This is a genomic window from Bacteroidales bacterium (assembly GCA_035647615.1).
Classification (GTDB): domain Bacteria; phylum Bacteroidota; class Bacteroidia; order Bacteroidales; family 4484-276; genus SABY01.
Window position 1 is genome coordinate 22,383 of record DASRND010000032.1, and the last position, 17,553, is coordinate 39,935.

The following is a 17,553-nucleotide window of genomic DNA, read 5'->3' on the forward strand; positions in this document are numbered from 1 at the left end:
ATTATGAAAACAAAATTAACACTCCTCCTCAGCTTTGTTTTAATGGCTGGTTTGTATGGCTTCGCGCAGGGCGACAAAGCCCCGGTAGCCGTAAACGATTACGTGGAAGTTATGACTTTCGACACCATCGAGATTAAAGTTTTGGAAAACGATTTTGCTTACGAAAATCATCCTTTCAAAATCCATTTGGCTTTGGGTGGGAATAATGGCACCTTCGTTAAAACCGACACTTCCATTTTTTATAGTGCTAATCTCGGATTCGAGGGGTTGGATTCATTGATCTACAGCATCAAAGATTTGGAGAATAATCTGATTTCCAATATTGCCAAAGTTTACATTACAGTTAATGGTGGAACTTGGGTTATTGGTGGAGGTTACGATTATTTGGATGTCAATCAGGTAAGATGCAGGATTAACGCCCATGGCAATCAATTTTGGGATGTTAATTATGAAGATTTTATTAATTATGAAGTACCGGCAGGATCAGGGAAAAATAGTATTTTTTGTGAAGCATTATGGATTGGCGGCCTCGATGAGAATGATGTGCTTTGCCTCGCCGCCGAAAGATATCGGCAGAATGGAATTGACTTTTTTCCCGGACCTATCATGGATAGTCTGGCTTATTCCGCTGTTCCTGATTCGGTATGGAACAAGGTATGGAAATTATCGGCGTATGAAATTGCCTTTCATCGCCAGCATTGGCAGGACGAAGGCTACAAAGCCATAAAAAATATTACCCGATGGCCGGGCAACGGAGATGTAAGTCTCGGCCAGGCGGCGCAACTGGCGCCTTACTATGATTGGGATGGCGATGGCATTTATGATCCTATGGCTGGCGATTTTCCGCTTATCAGAGGCGACCAAACGGTATTCACCCTCGTGAACGATGCGCGATATTTACACACCGAAACCGGTGGCAAAAAGTTGGGTATCGAAATACAAACCGCTTATTATGCCTACGACGAGCCGGGCGATTCGGCACTGAAATACACCACCTTTGCTGATCAGTACATCATCAATCGCTCGCAACATACCTATCACGATGTGTATGCCGCCAACTTCGTGGATTTTGATTTGGGAAAAGCCGATGATGATTTCATTTGTAGCGATACCCTCCTCCATTCGGCTATTGTGTATAATGGCACAGCAGAGGATGGAACCGGTGGACCAGGAGAATATGGTGCGCACCCGCCGGCACAATCGTTCACCTGTCTTAGTTACCCAATGGATGCTTTTGTCTATTCTTCAAATTTTGGTGTTCCGCAGCCCATGACCGATCCATACAGCGACACGGAATATTATTCCTATTTACAAGCTTTGTGGAAAGATTCCACGGCATTTACTTATGGCGGCAACGGTTATGGAGGCGATCAAGTTGTAAAATATGTTTTTCCAGGTGACCCTGTGAGTGGCGAGGGATGGACTGAAGCAAGCGCCGGCAACGCACCCGGCGATCGGCGGGGAGTAATAGTTTCGGGTCCGCACGATTTTAATCCCGGCGACACGCTGCATCTGGAATATGCCCTGGTGTTTGCACGCGATTACGAGGGCGACAATCTTTCGAGCCTTGCTCTTTTGAAAGACCGAATTAAGGAGGTTCATGCTTTTTATCAAAATGCGCTTGGCATCGAAAAACCAGCGTCAACAGCCAAGACTGTAAATTTGTACCCCAATCCCTGCACCGACAAACTGTTTATAGACGCTTCACAATTTCCGACTGGCACAACTATCAATTTCGCTGTTTTTGATATTCTTGGCAAACAGTGGATGCAATGCAAGCTCAGTCCGGAATCGGAAAATGTGGTTGATTTTAGCAAAATCAATCCTGGAATTTATTTCATTCGAATAGTGGATGGAAAAAACAGCTACACTAAAAAAGTGATACGGAAATAAAATTAAAACTATAAAAAGCCTAAGCAATGAAAACAAAATTGACACTCCTCTTCGGCCTTATTTTTTTTGTTTTAATAAATGGGTATTCGCAAGGAGACAAATCCCCTATTGCCGTTGATGATTACGTCATAGTATCAATACTCGAAACCATCGAGATTATGATTTTGGAAAATGATTATACCTACGAAAATCATCCTTTTGAAATTCTCCATGTATTTGGTGGCAATTATGGCACCTTCGTTAAAACCGACTCTTCCATTATTTACACTTCGGGTTTTGTAAGCGGGGTCATAGATTCATTGATTTATAAAATCAAAGACCTGGAGAATAATATGGTTTCGGATTTTGCCAAAGTTTACATAACGATTATTACTGAAAGTCATGATTATTTGGATATCAATGAGGTAAGATGCAGGATTCGTTCCTTTGGCCTGCAGTACTGGGATTTGGGTTATGAAAATTATGAAGTCCCGGCAGGATCGGGAAACTCAACTATTTTTTCCGGATCGGTGTGGATTGGCGGCCTCGATGAAAATGATACCCTTTGCCTCGCCGCCGACAAACATCGGTCTATTGGAATTGACTTTTCACCAGGACCTATCATGGATAGTCTGGGCTACGCTTCTGTCCCTGATAAAATATGGGAAAAAGTGTGGAAACTTTCATCGGATGAAATCGCTTACCATCGCCAGCATTGGCAGGATGAGGGCTACCAGGCCATAAGAAACATAACCCGATGGCCGGGCAACGGAGATGTAAGTCTCGGCCAGGCAGCGCAACTGGCACCTTACTATGATTGGGATGGCGATGGCATTTATGATCCTATGGCTGGCGATTTTCCGCTTATCAGAGGCGACCAAACGGTGTTCACCATTGTGAATGATGACCGGGATGTGCACCTCAATACCGGTGGCAAAAAGTTGGGTGTCGAAATACAAACCGCTTATTACGCCTACGACGAGCCGGGCGATTCGGCGCTGAAATACACCACCTTTGCCGATCAATGCATCATCAATCGTTCGCAAACCACCTACCATGATGTGTATGTCGCCAATGACATCAATTTTCTTTTGGGATACCCTCTTGATGATTTCCTTTGCAGCGATACCCTGCTCCATTCGGCTATTGTGTATAATGGTGAAGTGCAGGATGGCGCCGGAGGACCGCATGAATATGGCGCGCACCCGCCGGCACAATCGTTTACCTGTCTTAATTACCCAATGGATGCTTTTGTCTTTTTTTCTTATGATAGTGTTCCCGAGCCAATGACCTATCCACAAGTCGCCTCTGAGTACTATACATATTTACAGGCTTTGTGGAAGGATTCCACTCCTTTTACTTACGGAGGAAATGGCTATGGAGGCGAACAAGTCGTAAAACATCTTTTTCCGGGCGACCCTGTGAGTGGCGAGGGATGGACTGAAGCAAGCGCCGGCAATGCACCCGGCGATCGGCGGGGAGTAATAGTTTCGGGGCCGCACGATTTTAATCCCGGCGACACGCTGCACATGGAGTACGCCCTGGTGTTTGCACGCGATTACGAAGGCGACAACCTTTCAAGTGTCGCACTTTTAAAAACCAGAATTCAGGAAGTCAGAGATTTTTATCAAAATGCGCTTGGCATCGAAAAGCCAGCGTCAACAGCCATGACTTTAAATTTGTATCCCAATCCCTTTACCGACAAACTGTTTATAGACGCTTCACAATTTCCAACTGGCACCGCCATAGATTTTGCTGTTTTTGATATTCTTGGCAAACAGTTGATGCAAGGCAAACTCCATCCGGAAACGGAAAATGTGGTTGATTTCAGCAAAATCAATCCCGGTATTTATTTCATCAGAATTGTGGATGGCAAAAATAGCTACACCAAAAAAGTGGTTCGTGGGGAAAGGTAGTCGCGGCATGAGCAAGGTTTAACAATGATCGTCCCCGCATCCACAGGCTAAAGTTTTGTGGCTTGCTTTTTCGAGTGCTTCCCTTCCTTCTCTGTAGGCAAACCAGGCAATGGCCAACGAGCCTGCCACATCGATATAGCTGATCCCGAACACTTCATACAAGCCGCTTGCTGCCAGCAAAATAATGCTTAGGTAAAAACAGGTTTTGGTACAATTGGCATCCGCAACAATGGCGTCGGAGTTAAGTCGGACACCGATTTTCTTTTTGTATGTCATCAAAAACCACATGGTAGCAATGCTAATGGAAGAAATGATGATGCCGGCCAGCGTGGAGGTAGGCGTATTACCTTGTATCAAATTAACAACCGATCCCAGCACCAGCCCGGCTGTCAAAAGAAAAAAACTGAAACCGGTAACACGCAAGGCAGTTCTTTCAAACCGATCGCGCGATGCCGGATCGGTACCAAATCTTTTCATGCGTATCACCAAGTGCAGTATGCCGATACCCGAGATTACCTCCACAAAACTATCTACGCCAAAACCAAGCAGTGCAAGCGTTTCATCGCCCAGCCCATAGTAAATCGAAACAAGGCCTTCGGCAAGATTGTACACAATGGTAACAATGCTGAGAATCAGTGCGGTATTTGTCAGTTTCCTTTGGTCGTTCATTTATTAAAGTTGCTTTGTACGTCAGCTCATCTGATTGATAAACTTTATAAACACTTGCAAAAAGAAAAAGGCAATTACAAATCACATTGTAACTGCCAGATCCTCTTGTTGCCCGACCAGGGATCGAACCTGGACTCTTCTGATTCAGAGTCAGACGTGTTGCCAATTACACCATCGGGCATGATGTTTTTTTTGACGGCGGCAAAAATAAATCTTTTTAATCATCACCCTAAATAAATCTTTAAAAAAACCCTGCCACCTTTCGACAGCGGGGATTTTAAAACACAAATTAGAAATGCGAACAGGTGTAGAATGTAGTTCTAAGCCAGAACATCTCTACTTTTCGCTTCAGCGTCTTCACTCATTTTGAATGAAAATCCGCTTTTCGCGAAAGCGTTTTTATCTAAAAATAATCTTCTTTGTAATTTCTCTCTCTGCAAAAGTAATTTTCAAAAACGCAATTCCCTGGTAGGTTTCTTTTAAGAATACTTTAAAACCATGGCTTTGTTTATCAATATTAATAGCAATCAATCGTCCGGCGGCATCGAAAAGTTGAAGCTCTGAAACTGATGAGTCCGAGATTTCAGAGCTTTCTATTTCGACAAAAAAACTGCGTGTAGCCGGATTTGGAAATATATGGGTTATAATTGCAGGGCGCAAAGTTGCAGGCTCGCTGATCCCGACGGGTTCAGCAATCGGTAGATAAGTTACCAGGCCTAATGTTGGGTCGTCGGGTTGATGAAAAATATGCGATTCCACGCTGTCGATGTTGGTGGTTCCCCAATGATTGTTTTGGGCCATGATGTCGTTGGGGGTATTGTTATAAAGATCATAAACCTCTCCTTCGTTGCCATTGCCATAAATTACATTTTCGCCGGGATTGTAGTCTGCGCTGTCCAGCTGGCCAATGTTGGGTGCGGGCGTGCCTTGCAGGCTGATGCCCCAAAGGTTGCCTGTGATTGTATTTCCGGTAATGATGGCTTGGTTGGTTTCGTTGCCGTTTATATTAATCCCGCTTCCGCCCAGCATCGGTAGGTTTTGGGTGTTGTTATCCTTAATTTCGTTGCCACGCACCAGCACCCCGAGGTTGTTGCCAAATACGGTGATACCATAGCGATTGTTAAAAATATCGTTGTCTTCGATGCGTGCGGCAACACTCCCGCCAGCAAGCGTAGTAATAGCGATGCCACCAGCCCTAAAGTTGTCAGGGTTGCCTTCGATGGTATTGCCGATGATGCGGATGCTATCGGCGCCGGAGGTTCCCAGGTTAATCTGCGGCGTATTGCCATTGGCGGCCACATTGTATCTTATCTCACAATTGATGATTTGTGGCGAAGCGTTGCCATTGGCTGCCGACATCACCGCCGGGCCATCGTTGTAAGTGAAGTTGCAAAGCGTAATCACCGGAACACTCCCCGAAACATTAATAGTACCTGTGGTGTATTGCTGATCAAACTCGGTAAAATCGCAAAAAGTAAAAGCCACATCCGAGGACAGCAGCCTGATGCCGCCAGCTTTTTTAAAATATGTGTCGTAAAACGATGAGCCGGAACTATTGTCAAAACGAAACCCCCGAAAATGATCATTTTGCGCTTTAAAAAGCACGATGCCACTTAGCGGATTAACGATCATCGTCCCGTTAACGGTGACGAGTACGTTGTCGGCCATATTGATTTCTGCATCGAAGATGATGCTCAGCGTATCCGTTGCCGAAAGCGTTACATCCTGATGAAAGGAGTATTGCCCGTTTGGATCAAACGTCACCGCACCAGACGAATATTCCACCAGGTCGTCGATGGTAAAATGCATGCCGTTGCCGGGCGTGGCGTATTGCGCGTTAATGACCAATGCCGATAATAGCATTGCAAAAAGAAAGAATAGTTTTTTCATAATTTATAAATTTGAATTGTGAATTTTGCAAAGCACAGATGACAAAAATAGGGGAAAAATGCAAGATGCGTTTTGCAAAATCTGATGGAACGTAGAGACGCACGGCCGTGCGTCTGTGCATGCCGAATATGATGCCCAAATGGCAAAATGCAGAAACGCACTGCCGTGCGTCGGCACATGCCGAATATGATGTCCAAATGGACAAAATGCAAAGACGCGATGCATCGCGTCTGTTGCATTGCGAAAAATCGGCGTGCATCATCCCGATTTCTCCAACGGTGATAATTATTAGTTTTGCCGCAATGGATATTTCGTCATCGGACGGCCAAAAAGGAAAACAAAAGCATGAGCGAACAAATAAAACACGAATGCGGGATAGCACTGCTGCGACTGCGTAAGCCTCCGGAGCATTATCTGCGCGAATACGGCACCAGCCTTTATGGCCTCAACAAGATGCACCTGATGATGCAGAAGCAACACAACCGTGGGCAGGATGGCGCCGGACTGGCCAACATAAAACTCGACATGGAGCCTGGCGTGAAATACATCAGCCGTCACCGTTCCGGCTCGGCTACGCCCATCATCGACGTCTTCAGGCATGTGTACGCACCGTTTCAGCAGCTCGAAAAAACGCGTCCTGAACTTTTGCTCGACACGGGCTGGCTCAAGCGAAATCTCGAATTTACCGGAGAGCTCTTTCTGGGACATCTGCGCTACGGAACCTTTGGCGGCCACGGTATCGAAAACCTACATCCCGTGGTGCGCGCAAGCAACTGGATTACCAAAAATCTGGTGCTGGCCGGCAACTTCAATATGACCAACGTGGATGAGCTTTTTGCCACTTTGGTGGAGATTGGGCAATATCCCATCCAAACTACCGACACCATTACCATTCTCGAAAAAATAGGCCATTTTCTGGATGAAGAAAACGAAATCCATTATCAGAAATACAAGAAGCTGGGATTTGTAAAAAAAGAGATTTCCGAAAAAATTGCCGCCGATCTCAACATCCGCGACATACTCGTAAAAGCTGCTAAATCTTGGGATGGTGGTTATGCCATCGCCGGATTGCTGGGGCATGGTGATGCGTTTGTGATGCGCGATCCTGTGGGTATTCGTCCGGTGTTTTATTACATCGACGACGAAGTGGTGGCCGCCGCTTCGGAGCGTCCGGTGTTGCAAACTACTTTCAATCTGCGGGTCGATCAGGTAAAGGAGCTGCAGCCGGGGCATGTGCTCGTCGTCAAAAAAAACGGTACCGCCGAAGTGCTTCCATTTGCGAAGCCACAAGTTGTAAAAGCCTGCTCGTTCGAGCGCATTTATTTTTCGCGCGGAACTGACAGCGACATCTACCGCGAACGAAAGATGCTTGGCAAACTGCTCACCCCTGAGGTACTCAAAGCTATCAATTACGACATCGACAATACGGTGTTTTCGTATATTCCCAACACGGCTACTGTAGCTTTTAAAGGGTTGATTGAGGAAGTTAATAGGTTTTGCAACGGCATAAAAGCAGACCGGATCACTGCGCTGGGTGCGCAGTCCACGCCCGAAAAGATCAGCGAAATACTCAGCATGGCGCCGCGTGTGGAAGACATTGCTGTAAAAGATGTCAAGCTGCGCACCTTTATCGCCAAAGACAGCGGGCGCGACGATCTGGTGGGGCACGTTTACGACGTTACCTACGGCGTGGTGTGTGATGGCATAGATAACCTGGTGGTGATCGACGACTCCATCGTGCGTGGCACTACCTTGCGACAAAGCATCATCCGCATACTCGACAGGCTGGGGCCTAAAAAAATCATCATCGCCTCCTCGGCGCCACAGATTCGCTACCTCGACTGTTACGGTATCGACATGGCCAAGCTTGGCGATTTTATAGCTTTCAAAGCTGCCATCAGCCTGCTGCACGAAACCAACCAAAAAAGCATCATCAACGAAGTTTACAAAAAAGCCAAGGCGCAGGAGCATCTGCCCAAAGAACAGGTGGTAAATTATGTGAAGCAGATATACGAACCCTTTACTGCCCGGCAAATATCGGAGCGCATTGCGCAATTGGTGACTCCGGAACATACCCGCGCCAGTGTGGAGGTGATATACCAATCTATAGAAGACCTGCACGCTGCGTTGCCCAACCACACCGGCGATTGGTACTTTACGGGCAACTATCCCACACCCGGTGGCAACAAAGTGGTAAACCGTGCTTTTATCAATTACGTCGAAAACCGAAATGTGAGGGCTTATTAGATTTGGCGGTAAGGTCACAGCACCACCAAAATGCCGTTTAGAAGGTATCTCATTTTGTAATACCACATCATCTATTTCAGCAGCAGTAGGTTCATACATAAAATCATCGGGAAAACGTTCTTTGTTCCTGCGTACCGCCTGTTTTAGAACCCTCGTTTTAAACAAAATCAAATAATTCTTTTCAACTATTAAAAGAGACGCGGCCTTCGGGGGTGAGGATTGTTAGCAACTGGCCGTCCTGGTATTTGCGAAGAGGAATCTTCATTATTCAAAACTGCTTTTTTTTGATTTTCCCTTCCTTCACTATCCCATTCGCCATCGCAATCATTCCGTCGATGTCCTGCTGCATCATACACCGGAAATGGCCGCGTGGGCATTTCTCAAAACCTATCTTGGAACAGGGGCGGCACGACAGGCCTTTTACTTCAAAAATCGAAAAGTTATCAGGGTGTTGCGGCATGTAAGGATACATCCCAAACTCCGGCACGGTGTTGCCCCACAGCGAAATAATTTTTTTGTTGAATGCTGCCGCCACGTGCATAAGTCCGGTGTCGTTGGTAATTACCAGCGCCGCATGTTCTACCAGCTGTGCCGACTGACTCAGGCTGAATTTTCCGCAGGCATTAAAGATATGTTCGGGATCGGAGGCTGCGATGGTGTCGCCCTGCGCGGTATCTTCCGGGCCGCCAAGCAAAATTACAGGTGCCTTAATTCCGTGACACAAAACGATGGTTTTTTCTATGGGTAGTTGCTTGGTTTTGTGCCGTCCGCCAATTACTACCGCCACATAGCCTTGCCGGTGTGGCGATGGCAACGATTCCATCGGAACGACCACTTCGGGTGGGATGAAATAATCGAGGCCGCGCCCGTCGTTGGTTACCCCGAGATTGGCCACCGCCTGCATGTATCTGTCTACGATATGAACACGTGGCAGCCGGTCGATCTTGAAATTTACCAGCAGCCATTTGCGGACGTTGAGTTTGGAAAACGAAGTGCTTTTTATTCTCAGCTTGTACCTCACAGCCAGCGATCGCCAGTTTTTGTGCAGATCGATAATCTGGTCGTAATTTTCGTTTTTCAGCCCCGGCAGTACTTCTTTCACCGAGTCGTTGATGGTAAAAACCCGGTCGATGTAAGGATTGGCTTCAACCACTTCCTGATACACCCGGCGTGTAAGAAAATGTACCTGGCAGGGGGCGCACTGCTCTTTGAGACATCGCACCACCGGAGTGGTGAGCACGATGTCGCCGATGGAACTCAAACGGATGATCAGATATTTTTTCAAGCGTTTTGTTTTTTGCAAAAATAGTAAACCCTCCCAAGCGAAAACATCTATTTTTGCCCCATGGTGATGATCGATACCCACACACATCTTTATCTCGAGCAATTCGACGACGACCGGACGGCGGTGGTGCAACGCGCACTCGACGCAGGCGTGCAGGCAATGTTGCTGCCCAATATCGACAGCAAAACTATCCAGCCCATGCTGGCGTTGTGCGATGCGTTTCCGCAACATGTTTTTCCGATGATCGGGCTGCATCCTACTGATGTGAAGGAAAACTATGAGCAGGAGCTTGAAATTGTAAAGCAGCAACTTGCCGCGGGTCGGTACATTGCCATCGGCGAGATAGGCATCGATTTGTATTGGGACAAAACCTGGCTTAGTCAACAACAGCTTGCGCTGGAAGTGCAGGTTCAAATGGCAATAGACTACCGATTGCCCATCGTGCTGCATGTCCGCGATTCGTTTGATGAAGTATTTGAAATCATTGGCCCGGCGGCCGGCGAAAATCTTACCGGTGTGTTTCATTGTTTTACGGGCAACCGTGAACAAGCCGAAAAAATTATCGGATGGGGATTTAAGCTTGGCGTTGGCGGCATGGTGACGTACAAAAACTCCGGACTGGCTGAGGTGTTTGCTGACGTCGATCTTCAGCATCTGCTCCTCGAAACCGATGCGCCGTTTCTTGCTCCGGTGCCTCATCGCGGCAAACGCAACGAAAGCGCATATTTGACATTAATAGCTACTAAGCTGGCGGAGATTAAAAATGTTTCCGTCGGGGAAGTAGCGCGGGTCACGAGTCAATCGGCCAGGGAACTTTTTAAAATTAAAACAGAAAAACAAAAGAAATAAACTACAGAGGACGAAGACACAAAGGGAAAAAGAAGAAGAGCAACATATTTATTCTCTGTTCCTTCGTGCTTCTACGGTGAAACAAATCAGAATTTCAAATGGATAAAAAAGACGAAACTTCATTGTTGGTAATCTACACTGGCGGTACCATCGGTATGATAAAAGATCAGGAAACCGGGGTGCTGAAACCGTTCAACTTCGATCATCTCTACGATCATATGCCTTCGCTGCGGCTCATCAACACGCGCATCGACAATTATTCCTTCGATCCGGTGATAGACTCTTCAAACATGAATCCAGGTCATTGGCAAAAGCTGGGGCAGGTGATTTACGACAACTACGAAGGCTATGATGGATTTGTGGTGCTGCACGGCTCCGACACAATGGCCTACACGGCATCAGCGCTCAGCTTTATGCTCGAAAACCTCAACAAGCCTGTGATTCTAACCGGTTCGCAACTGCCACTTGGGATGATACGCACCGACGGACGTGAGAACTTCATTACCGCCGTCGAAATTGCCGCTGCCTACGACGACGACACCCCACTGGTTGCGGAGGTGGCCGTGTATTTCGAGAATCAGCTCATGCGCGGCAACCGCACCACCAAGTACAATGCGGAGAACTTTGAGGCTTTTCGGTCGCCCAACTATCCATCGCTGGCCGAAGCCGGCGTTTACATACGTTATCATAAAAACGATTTGCGAAAGCCTAATTTCAGAAAATTGAAATTCCGATCTGAAATGGATACCAATGTGGGCGTGTTAAAACTCATCCCCGGGCTGTCGCAAAATTTTGTAAGGTCGGTTTTGCAAACCAAAGATTTGAAAGCGCTGGTGCTCGAAACTTATGGGTCGGGCAATGCTCCCACGGATGCCTGGTTTCTGCAGATGTTGGCTGAAGCCATTGCTGGTGGCCTGTTGATACTCAACGTAACGCAATGTCTGGGAGGCTATGTGGAGATGGAGAAATACCAAACCGGAATCGCACTCAAAAATATTGGAGTGATTGGCGGCGCCGACATCACCACCGAGGCAGCCATTACCAAATTGATGTTTTTGTTGGGCAATTATAAAAATACGGATGACATCAAGAATCTGTTGATCAGCAGTTTGTGTGGAGAAATCACCATCAATTAAAAATATTACGACAATATCATTTTTAAAACAGAGTTATTGAAAATCAATCGCGGCAAATTCACGGGTAAGATTAAAAAAGTGATGATTTTTTTGTGGTACCCAATTTTTTTCTACTTTAGCCGCTTGAAAAAGACTGGTGAGTTGCATGCAATTGGACTGGGAGAGGTGGCCGAGCGGCTGAAGGCGCGCGCTTGGAAAGCGCGTGTACGTCAAAAGCGTACCGAGGGTTCGAATCCCTCTCTCTCCGCCACTTTTTTATTGTAAATGTTAAAAGGAAGTATTAATTAAAAAAAGAAAACAAAATTTATTTTCTAATCAACTGAAGTAAACATGAAAAAATTATTCGCTTTTTTAACTATCGTTGCCATGATGTCGTTTGGCTTCGTTGCATCTGTTCAGGCACAGAATCAAACAGGTACACAGGATGAAATGACCCAGACTGGTGACATGCAATCAGACACGGCTTACGCTGAAGATGATGCGGCGCCTGTTACTACTTTGCCAGCTCAAACTGCTGAGGAACAAGACTTCCAACAAGTACTCAAAGAGAAATTTATTGAAGGAGGCTGGGGCTTCATGGGTATCGTATTGCTGACGCTGATTTTTGGTCTGGCGCTCTGCATCGAAAGAATTATCTATTTGAGCCTTTCCACCACCAACACCACAAAGCTGCTCAACAAAGTTGAATCGGCACTTGAAACTGGCGGAATAGAAAAAGCCAAAGAGGTTTGTAAAAATACCCGTGGTCCGGTGGCAAGCATTTTCTTCCAGGGACTCGATCGCTACAACGAAGGTATCGACATTGTCGAAAAATCTATCGTTAGCTATGGCAGCGTATTGATGGGTCGCCTCGAATCAAACCTCTCCTGGATTTCGCTTTTCATTGCTCTGGCACCTATGCTTGGGTTTATGGGTACTGTTGTTGGGATGATTCAGGCTTTTGACGATATTGCTGCTGCCGGTGATATTTCACCAACCATTGTTGCCAGCGGTATCAAAGTGGCGCTGCTTACTACCTTGTTTGGTCTTATCGTTGCCGTTATCCTGCAAATCTTCTACAACTACATCCTTTCTAAAATCGACGGTCTTGTAAACAACATGGAAGACAGCACCATCTCTTTCATCGACATCCTTACCAAACACAAAAACTTAAATAGATAATAGAAAGGCGAAACCATGAAAGATAAAACATCAACAATTCTGAGAATTTTTCTCACGGCGTTGTTAGTAGTTTCTGCCGCCTTGTTTATTATCTTCTTTATCAAAGGCGAAGATTTTACCAACACCATGCTATGGTGGGCATACATTCTGCTCATCTTTACCATTGCCATTACGTTCATTTTTCCGATTATTAATATGATTTCCAATCCAAAGCAAGCAATCACTGTCCTTGTCGGATTGGTTGGATTTGTCGTATTGTTCGGAATTGCTTATTATGTTTTTGCCGATTCCAACGTGGATAGCAAAGTGTATGAGCAGTTCCACATCACTCCGGCTATTTCCAAAATAATTGGTGGAATATTATGGATGACTTACATCCTGGGCGGATTGACAGTATTATCGATTGTTTATGCTGGAATTTCCAGTTTATTAAAATAGAAAGAAAATTGCTTTATGGCAAGACCCGCAGCACAAGAAATCAACGCCGGATCGATGGCTGACATCGCTTTCCTGTTGCTGATATTCTTCCTGGTTACCACCACCATGGATGTGGATACCGGGATCAGCAGAAAGCTACCCCCGCCGCTCGACCCGACCGTTAAACCTCCGGACATCAAACAACGGAACATTTTTACCGTTTTGGTAAACAGCCGCGACAGGTTGGCGGTAGATGGCGAGCCCATCAACATCAGCGATCTGCGTCAGCGTACCAAAATCTTTATGTCGAACCCACAAAACCTCGAAAACCTGCCGGAGATGAATGTTCGCAACATTCCTCCGCTTGGTAATGTGAGGGTTTCTAAAGGTGTGATCTCTCTTAAAAACGACAGAGGGACATCCTACAAAATGTATATCGCTGTACAGAATGAGCTGGCAGCAGCTATTAATGAGCTTCGTAATGAGCTATCCATGGAGAGATTTGGTCGAAAATATGATCAACTCGTTTCTGAAGATCAGGTCAAAGCCATTCAAAAGGCCATTCCTGTAGCTATTTCAGAAGCTGAACCACAAGATGTAGGAGACAAATAATATGGCAAGATTTAAAAGTTCAAAAAAACAAGGTGCTCAGAACATTAACACCGCGTCGCTTCCCGACATCATCTTTATGTTGCTGTTCTTCTTTATGGTAACTACGGTAATGCGCGAGGTAACGCTCATCGTTAAGGTTCTTCCCCCTGAGGCTACCGAAGTAGAAAAGCTCGAACGCAAATCGCTGGTGAGTTACATTTACATTGGTGAACCCAAAAGAGTAGTTTTTGGTACCAAACCACGTATTCAGCTCAACGACGCTTTTGGACGCATCGAGGATATCCCTGCCTTTGTTACCGCTGAACGGCAGAAACGCGATGAAGCTGAACGCCGTTTCATCACTACTTCACTCAAAGTGGATCAAAACATCCGCATGGGTATTGTCACCGATGTAAAGCAGGAATTGCGTAAAGCTGGTGCTTTTAAAATTAACTACTCAACTCGTAAAGTGAGAAGCATTGATTTCGGAAGACTGAATTAAAGCTTCATTTTTCATAATTTTTTGTCTTAATAAAAAAGAGCGTCAACAAGGCGCTCTTTTTTTTATGATCAGAATTGGTGTCGTCATATGAAACCTTTAGCCTGTTCCACTATTAAAAGCCGCATAGAAGCGACATTATGGTAGCGATAGGATAATAAAAAACCCCGGCTATCCGGGGTGGGGAATTTATGTTGAAGCGGTTAAATGCAGAAGATGGTTTTTTAAAAGAAGCCATCAATCTGAATCAGAGCAACTATGTTATGAGCAGGCTGTCCAGTTGCAGCTGTTGCAGGTTTTGCAGCCTTCCTTGTATTCGAGGGTTCCTTCCATTCCGCAGTCGGGGCAGGCTTCTTTCTTCACAATGGTGCCATCGGGAATGTACTTTTTGAGTGAACGCACGATGCCTTTTTTCCAGGAGTTGATGGCGTCGTTGTCGAGCACAAGTTTTTCGACGATATCTACAACGTAAGGCAGGGGCATGCCATGGCGCAGGATGCCCGAGATGAGTTTGGCGTAGTTCCAGTATTCTTTGTTGAACTGGCGCGAAAGGCCTTCCATAGTAATTTTATAGCCATCGCTGTCGAGGAAATGGAAGTCGTAACGCGACTGATTGTTTTCTTTGTTTTTTAACACCCATCCTTTGGCGACCCATTCGGGTACAAAGAATCCTCTGGCTTTGCCCGTAAATATTTCGTAAGGTCGGTTGTCGAGCAGTCCTACTACAGCCACCCAGCGCTCTTCGTCGTTGTTGAACCACATTACATCGGCTTTGAGCTTGCGCGGACGTTGCGGAGCTTGTGTTTCTTTGAAAGTAGTTTCGTCTTTTTTCTTGTTGGAAATCAATACACCGCTGCGCGAGCCATCGCGGTAGATGGTCATACCTTTACAGCCACTTTCCCATGCAGCCATGTAAACATTGCTTACAAGCTCCTCAGTAGCATCAGCAGGCAGATTCACTGTAACGCTGATGGAGTGATCGACCCATTTTTGCACGGCGCCCTGCATTTTCACCTTTTCCAACCAATCGATGTCGTTGGAGGTAGCTTTGTAATAAGGTGATTTTTTTACCAATTTTTCTATTTCCGCTTCGCTGTATGTGCGCACCTGAGCAGGGTCGTAGCCCTTTTGACTTAGCCACACTTCAAACTTGGGATGAAACACCTGATACTCTTCCCACGAGTCGCCGATATCATCCACGAAATTGATCTTTGCATCCACATCATTGGGATTCACTTTGCGACGACGTTTGTAGGTTGGCATAAATACGGGTTCGATGCCGGAAGTAGTTTGTGTGCAGATGCTCACGCTGCCGGTAGGGGCGATGGTGAGCAACGCGATGTTGCGGCGACCATGCTGCTTCATATCCTCGATTATCGATGGATCTTCGTTGCCCAAACGTTGGATAAAAGGGTTATCTTTTTCTTTTTCAAAATCAAAAACTTCAAAAGCGCCACGGTCTTTGGCCAGCGCCACACTCGAACGATAAACTTCGGTAGCCAGCAGTTTGTGAATTTCTGTCGAAAAAGAAGTTGCCTCGGGTGTTCCATAGCGCAGGTTGAGTGCGGCCAGCATGTCTCCTTCGGAGGTGATGCCAATACCGGTGCGACGTCCCTGGAGCGTTTTTTTACGGATATTTTCCCATAGTTTGCGCTCGACGCGTTTTATCTCATCAGCTTCCGGATCGGAATCTATTTTATGGATGATGCCGTCCACTTTTTCTGTTTCCAGATCGATGATGTTGTCCATCATGCGCTGGGCCAGGTGGGCATGCTCCGCAAATAGTTCACGGTTGAAGCTTGCATTTTCGGTAAATGGCTGTTCCACGTAGCTATACAAATTGATGGCAAGCAGCCTACAGCTATCGTACGGGCACAAGGGTATTTCGCCACATGGGTTTGTCGAAACCGTGGTAAAACCCTGGTCTGCATAGCTGTCTGGCACCGACTCGCGGATTATCGTGTCCCAGAAAAGTATTCCCGGCTCAGCTGAGCGCCAGGCGTTGTGGATGATCTTATTCCATAGCTTGCGGGCGTCGATGGTTTTGGTATAGATCGGCTCGGCTGCATCTATCGGAAACTGCTGTGTGTAGGGCTTGTTGTCGCGCACGCACTGCATAAACTTGTCGTCGATCTTCACAGAAACGTTGGCTCCGGTAACTTTTCCGGCTTCGAGTTTAGCATCGATAAAATCTTCGCTGTCGGGATGTTTTATAGAGATGGTAAGCATCAGAGCGCCGCGGCGACCATCCTGCGCAACCTCTCGTGTAGAGTTGCTGTAGCGTTCCATAAAAGGCACAATACCGGTGGAGGTGAGCGCCGAATTTTTTACCGGACTGCCGGCAGGACGTATGTGCGAAAGGTCGTGGCCCACGCCGCCCCGGCGTTTCATCAACTGAACCTGCTCCTGGTCTATTTTCATAATTCCGCCGTACGAATCGCTTCTGGTGCCGTTGCCGATAACAAAGCAATTGCTCAGTGACGACACCTGGAAGTTGTTGCCAATGCCTGCCATGGGGCTGCCTTGCGGTACGATGTATTTAAAATCTTTGAGTCCTGCATAAATGTCTTCTTCCGCTATGGGGTTGGGATAATTCTGCTCGATGCGTGCCAGTTCTCGTGCTATGCGACGATGCATGTCGTCGGGGGTGCGCTCGTAGATGTTGCCATCGCTATCTTTTAGGGCATACTTCGACATCCAGACGGTGGCTGCCAGCTCGTCGCCACCAAAATATGCAATGGAAGCCTGCATTGCTTCTTTGCGGGCAATGGGTCTGAGGTCGGGCTCTGGCGAAAGTCGTGGCAGGGTTGTGATTTGCTGCGGAGGCAAAAACTGCGCTTCACGGTTTTTGGGCTGCTCCCTTTGCGGGATGGACTGCTTTGCGGTGGCTGATTTCTGTGCTATTTTTCGTTGTTCATACTCTCTTTCAAGCTCCTCTATCTGGGCAAAAAGGTCTGGTTCCATAATCATTAATATCTTTAAAATTCTCAGGTTAATCTCTTCAAACACAGCTTTAACAGC

The 17,553-nt window shown here is 46.4% G+C and carries 13 protein-coding genes, 2 tRNA genes and 1 pseudogene; 10 read left to right on the plus strand and 6 right to left on the minus strand.

Translation table 11 applies throughout. The features are described 5' to 3' along the window. Positions 1 to 3: 3 nt before the first annotated feature. Positions 4 to 1,893 (plus strand): T9SS type A sorting domain-containing protein, encoded by a 1,890-nt coding sequence (locus tag VFC92_10010; GenBank protein ID HZK08525.1) that lies wholly within the window; start codon positions 4 to 6, stop codon positions 1,891 to 1,893. A 26-nt stretch (positions 1,894 to 1,919) separates the two neighbouring features. Beyond that, a complete protein-coding gene (locus tag VFC92_10015; protein HZK08526.1) occupies positions 1,920 to 3,788 on the plus strand; it encodes a T9SS type A sorting domain-containing protein in 1,869 nt (622 codons plus the stop codon). An 18-nt stretch (positions 3,789 to 3,806) separates the two neighbouring features. On the opposite strand, the gene VFC92_10020 is transcribed toward VFC92_10015, so the two are convergent. The 3 genes from VFC92_10020 to VFC92_10030 all read right to left on the minus strand — a co-directional run bounded on the left by VFC92_10020 (position 3,807) and on the right by VFC92_10030 (position 6,347). Next, positions 3,807 to 4,457 (minus strand): cation transporter, encoded by a 651-nt coding sequence (locus tag VFC92_10020; protein ID HZK08527.1) that lies wholly within the window; start codon positions 4,455 to 4,457, stop codon positions 3,807 to 3,809. Between the two features lie 108 nt (positions 4,458 to 4,565). Beyond that, positions 4,566 to 4,638, minus strand: a tRNA-Gln gene (locus VFC92_10025). A 218-nt stretch (positions 4,639 to 4,856) separates the two neighbouring features. After that, a complete protein-coding gene (locus VFC92_10030) occupies positions 4,857 to 6,347 on the minus strand; it encodes a T9SS type A sorting domain-containing protein (GenBank protein HZK08528.1) in 1,491 nt (496 codons plus the stop codon). Positions 6,348 to 6,692: 345 nt separating this feature from the next. On the opposite strand from VFC92_10030, the gene VFC92_10035 reads away from it, so the two are divergent. Next, complete coding sequence (locus VFC92_10035; GenBank protein HZK08529.1) at positions 6,693 to 8,594, plus strand: amidophosphoribosyltransferase; 1,902 nt, start codon at positions 6,693 to 6,695, stop codon at positions 8,592 to 8,594. Positions 8,595 to 8,645: 51 nt separating this feature from the next. Here the strand turns inward: VFC92_10035 and VFC92_10040 are convergent. After that, positions 8,646 to 8,765 (minus strand): annotated as a pseudogene (locus VFC92_10040) (ORF6N domain-containing protein). Positions 8,766 to 8,862: 97 nt separating this feature from the next. After that, a complete protein-coding gene (locus tag VFC92_10045) occupies positions 8,863 to 9,879 on the minus strand; it encodes a glycosyltransferase family 9 protein (GenBank protein HZK08530.1) in 1,017 nt (338 codons plus the stop codon). A 60-nt stretch (positions 9,880 to 9,939) separates the two neighbouring features. On the opposite strand from VFC92_10045, the gene VFC92_10050 reads away from it, so the two are divergent. The 7 genes from VFC92_10050 to VFC92_10080 all read left to right on the plus strand — a co-directional run bounded on the left by VFC92_10050 (position 9,940) and on the right by VFC92_10080 (position 14,535). Further along, a complete protein-coding gene (locus tag VFC92_10050; protein HZK08531.1) occupies positions 9,940 to 10,728 on the plus strand; it encodes a TatD family hydrolase in 789 nt (262 codons plus the stop codon). A gap of 98 nt (positions 10,729 to 10,826) precedes the next feature. Then, positions 10,827 to 11,864, plus strand: coding sequence for a type I asparaginase (locus VFC92_10055; protein HZK08532.1), 1,038 nt, complete (start codon positions 10,827 to 10,829; stop codon positions 11,862 to 11,864). A gap of 159 nt (positions 11,865 to 12,023) precedes the next feature. After that, positions 12,024 to 12,114: transfer RNA gene (locus tag VFC92_10060), tRNA-Ser, on the plus strand. A gap of 80 nt (positions 12,115 to 12,194) precedes the next feature. Beyond that, positions 12,195 to 13,025, plus strand: a complete 831-nt coding sequence (locus VFC92_10065; GenBank protein ID HZK08533.1) for a MotA/TolQ/ExbB proton channel family protein — start codon at positions 12,195 to 12,197, stop codon at positions 13,023 to 13,025. A 15-nt stretch (positions 13,026 to 13,040) separates the two neighbouring features. Continuing rightward, positions 13,041 to 13,463 (plus strand): hypothetical protein, encoded by a 423-nt coding sequence (locus VFC92_10070; protein ID HZK08534.1) that lies wholly within the window; start codon positions 13,041 to 13,043, stop codon positions 13,461 to 13,463. Positions 13,464 to 13,478: 15 nt separating this feature from the next. Next, positions 13,479 to 14,054 carry a biopolymer transporter ExbD gene (locus VFC92_10075; protein ID HZK08535.1) on the plus strand — a complete coding sequence of 192 codons (576 nt, stop codon included), beginning with the start codon at positions 13,479 to 13,481 and terminating at the stop codon, positions 14,052 to 14,054. 1 nt (position 14,055) lies between these two features. Beyond that, positions 14,056 to 14,535 (plus strand): biopolymer transporter ExbD, encoded by a 480-nt coding sequence (locus VFC92_10080; GenBank protein ID HZK08536.1) that lies wholly within the window; start codon positions 14,056 to 14,058, stop codon positions 14,533 to 14,535. Between the two features lie 258 nt (positions 14,536 to 14,793). On the opposite strand, the gene VFC92_10085 is transcribed toward VFC92_10080, so the two are convergent. Next, on the minus strand, positions 14,794 to 17,283 hold the full coding sequence (locus VFC92_10085) for an adenosylcobalamin-dependent ribonucleoside-diphosphate reductase (protein HZK08537.1): 2,490 nt from the start codon (positions 17,281 to 17,283) through the stop codon (positions 14,794 to 14,796). Positions 17,284 to 17,553: the final 270 nt, after the last annotated feature.

Bases quoted from the DNA above. Each gene is read 5' to 3' on its own strand.
- VFC92_10010 (HZK08525.1), top strand. From the start codon at position 4: ATGAAAACAAAATTAACACTCCTCCTCAGCTTTGTTTTAATGGCTGGT.
- VFC92_10015 (HZK08526.1), top strand. From the start codon at position 1,920: ATGAAAACAAAATTGACACTCCTCTTCGGCCTTATTTTTTTTGTTTTA.
- VFC92_10020 (HZK08527.1), bottom strand. From the start codon at position 4,457: ATGAACGACCAAAGGAAACTGACAAATACCGCACTGATTCTCAGCATT.
- VFC92_10030 (HZK08528.1), bottom strand. From the start codon at position 6,347: ATGAAAAAACTATTCTTTCTTTTTGCAATGCTATTATCGGCATTGGTC.
- VFC92_10035 (HZK08529.1), top strand. From the start codon at position 6,693: ATGAGCGAACAAATAAAACACGAATGCGGGATAGCACTGCTGCGACTG.
- VFC92_10050 (HZK08531.1), top strand. From the start codon at position 9,940: ATGGTGATGATCGATACCCACACACATCTTTATCTCGAGCAATTCGAC.
- VFC92_10055 (HZK08532.1), top strand. From the start codon at position 10,827: ATGGATAAAAAAGACGAAACTTCATTGTTGGTAATCTACACTGGCGGT.
- VFC92_10065 (HZK08533.1), top strand. From the start codon at position 12,195: ATGAAAAAATTATTCGCTTTTTTAACTATCGTTGCCATGATGTCGTTT.
- VFC92_10070 (HZK08534.1), top strand. From the start codon at position 13,041: ATGAAAGATAAAACATCAACAATTCTGAGAATTTTTCTCACGGCGTTG.
- VFC92_10075 (HZK08535.1), top strand. From the start codon at position 13,479: ATGGCAAGACCCGCAGCACAAGAAATCAACGCCGGATCGATGGCTGAC.
- VFC92_10080 (HZK08536.1), top strand. From the start codon at position 14,056: ATGGCAAGATTTAAAAGTTCAAAAAAACAAGGTGCTCAGAACATTAAC.
- VFC92_10085 (HZK08537.1), bottom strand. From the start codon at position 17,283: ATGCAGGCTTCCATTGCATATTTTGGTGGCGACGAGCTGGCAGCCACC.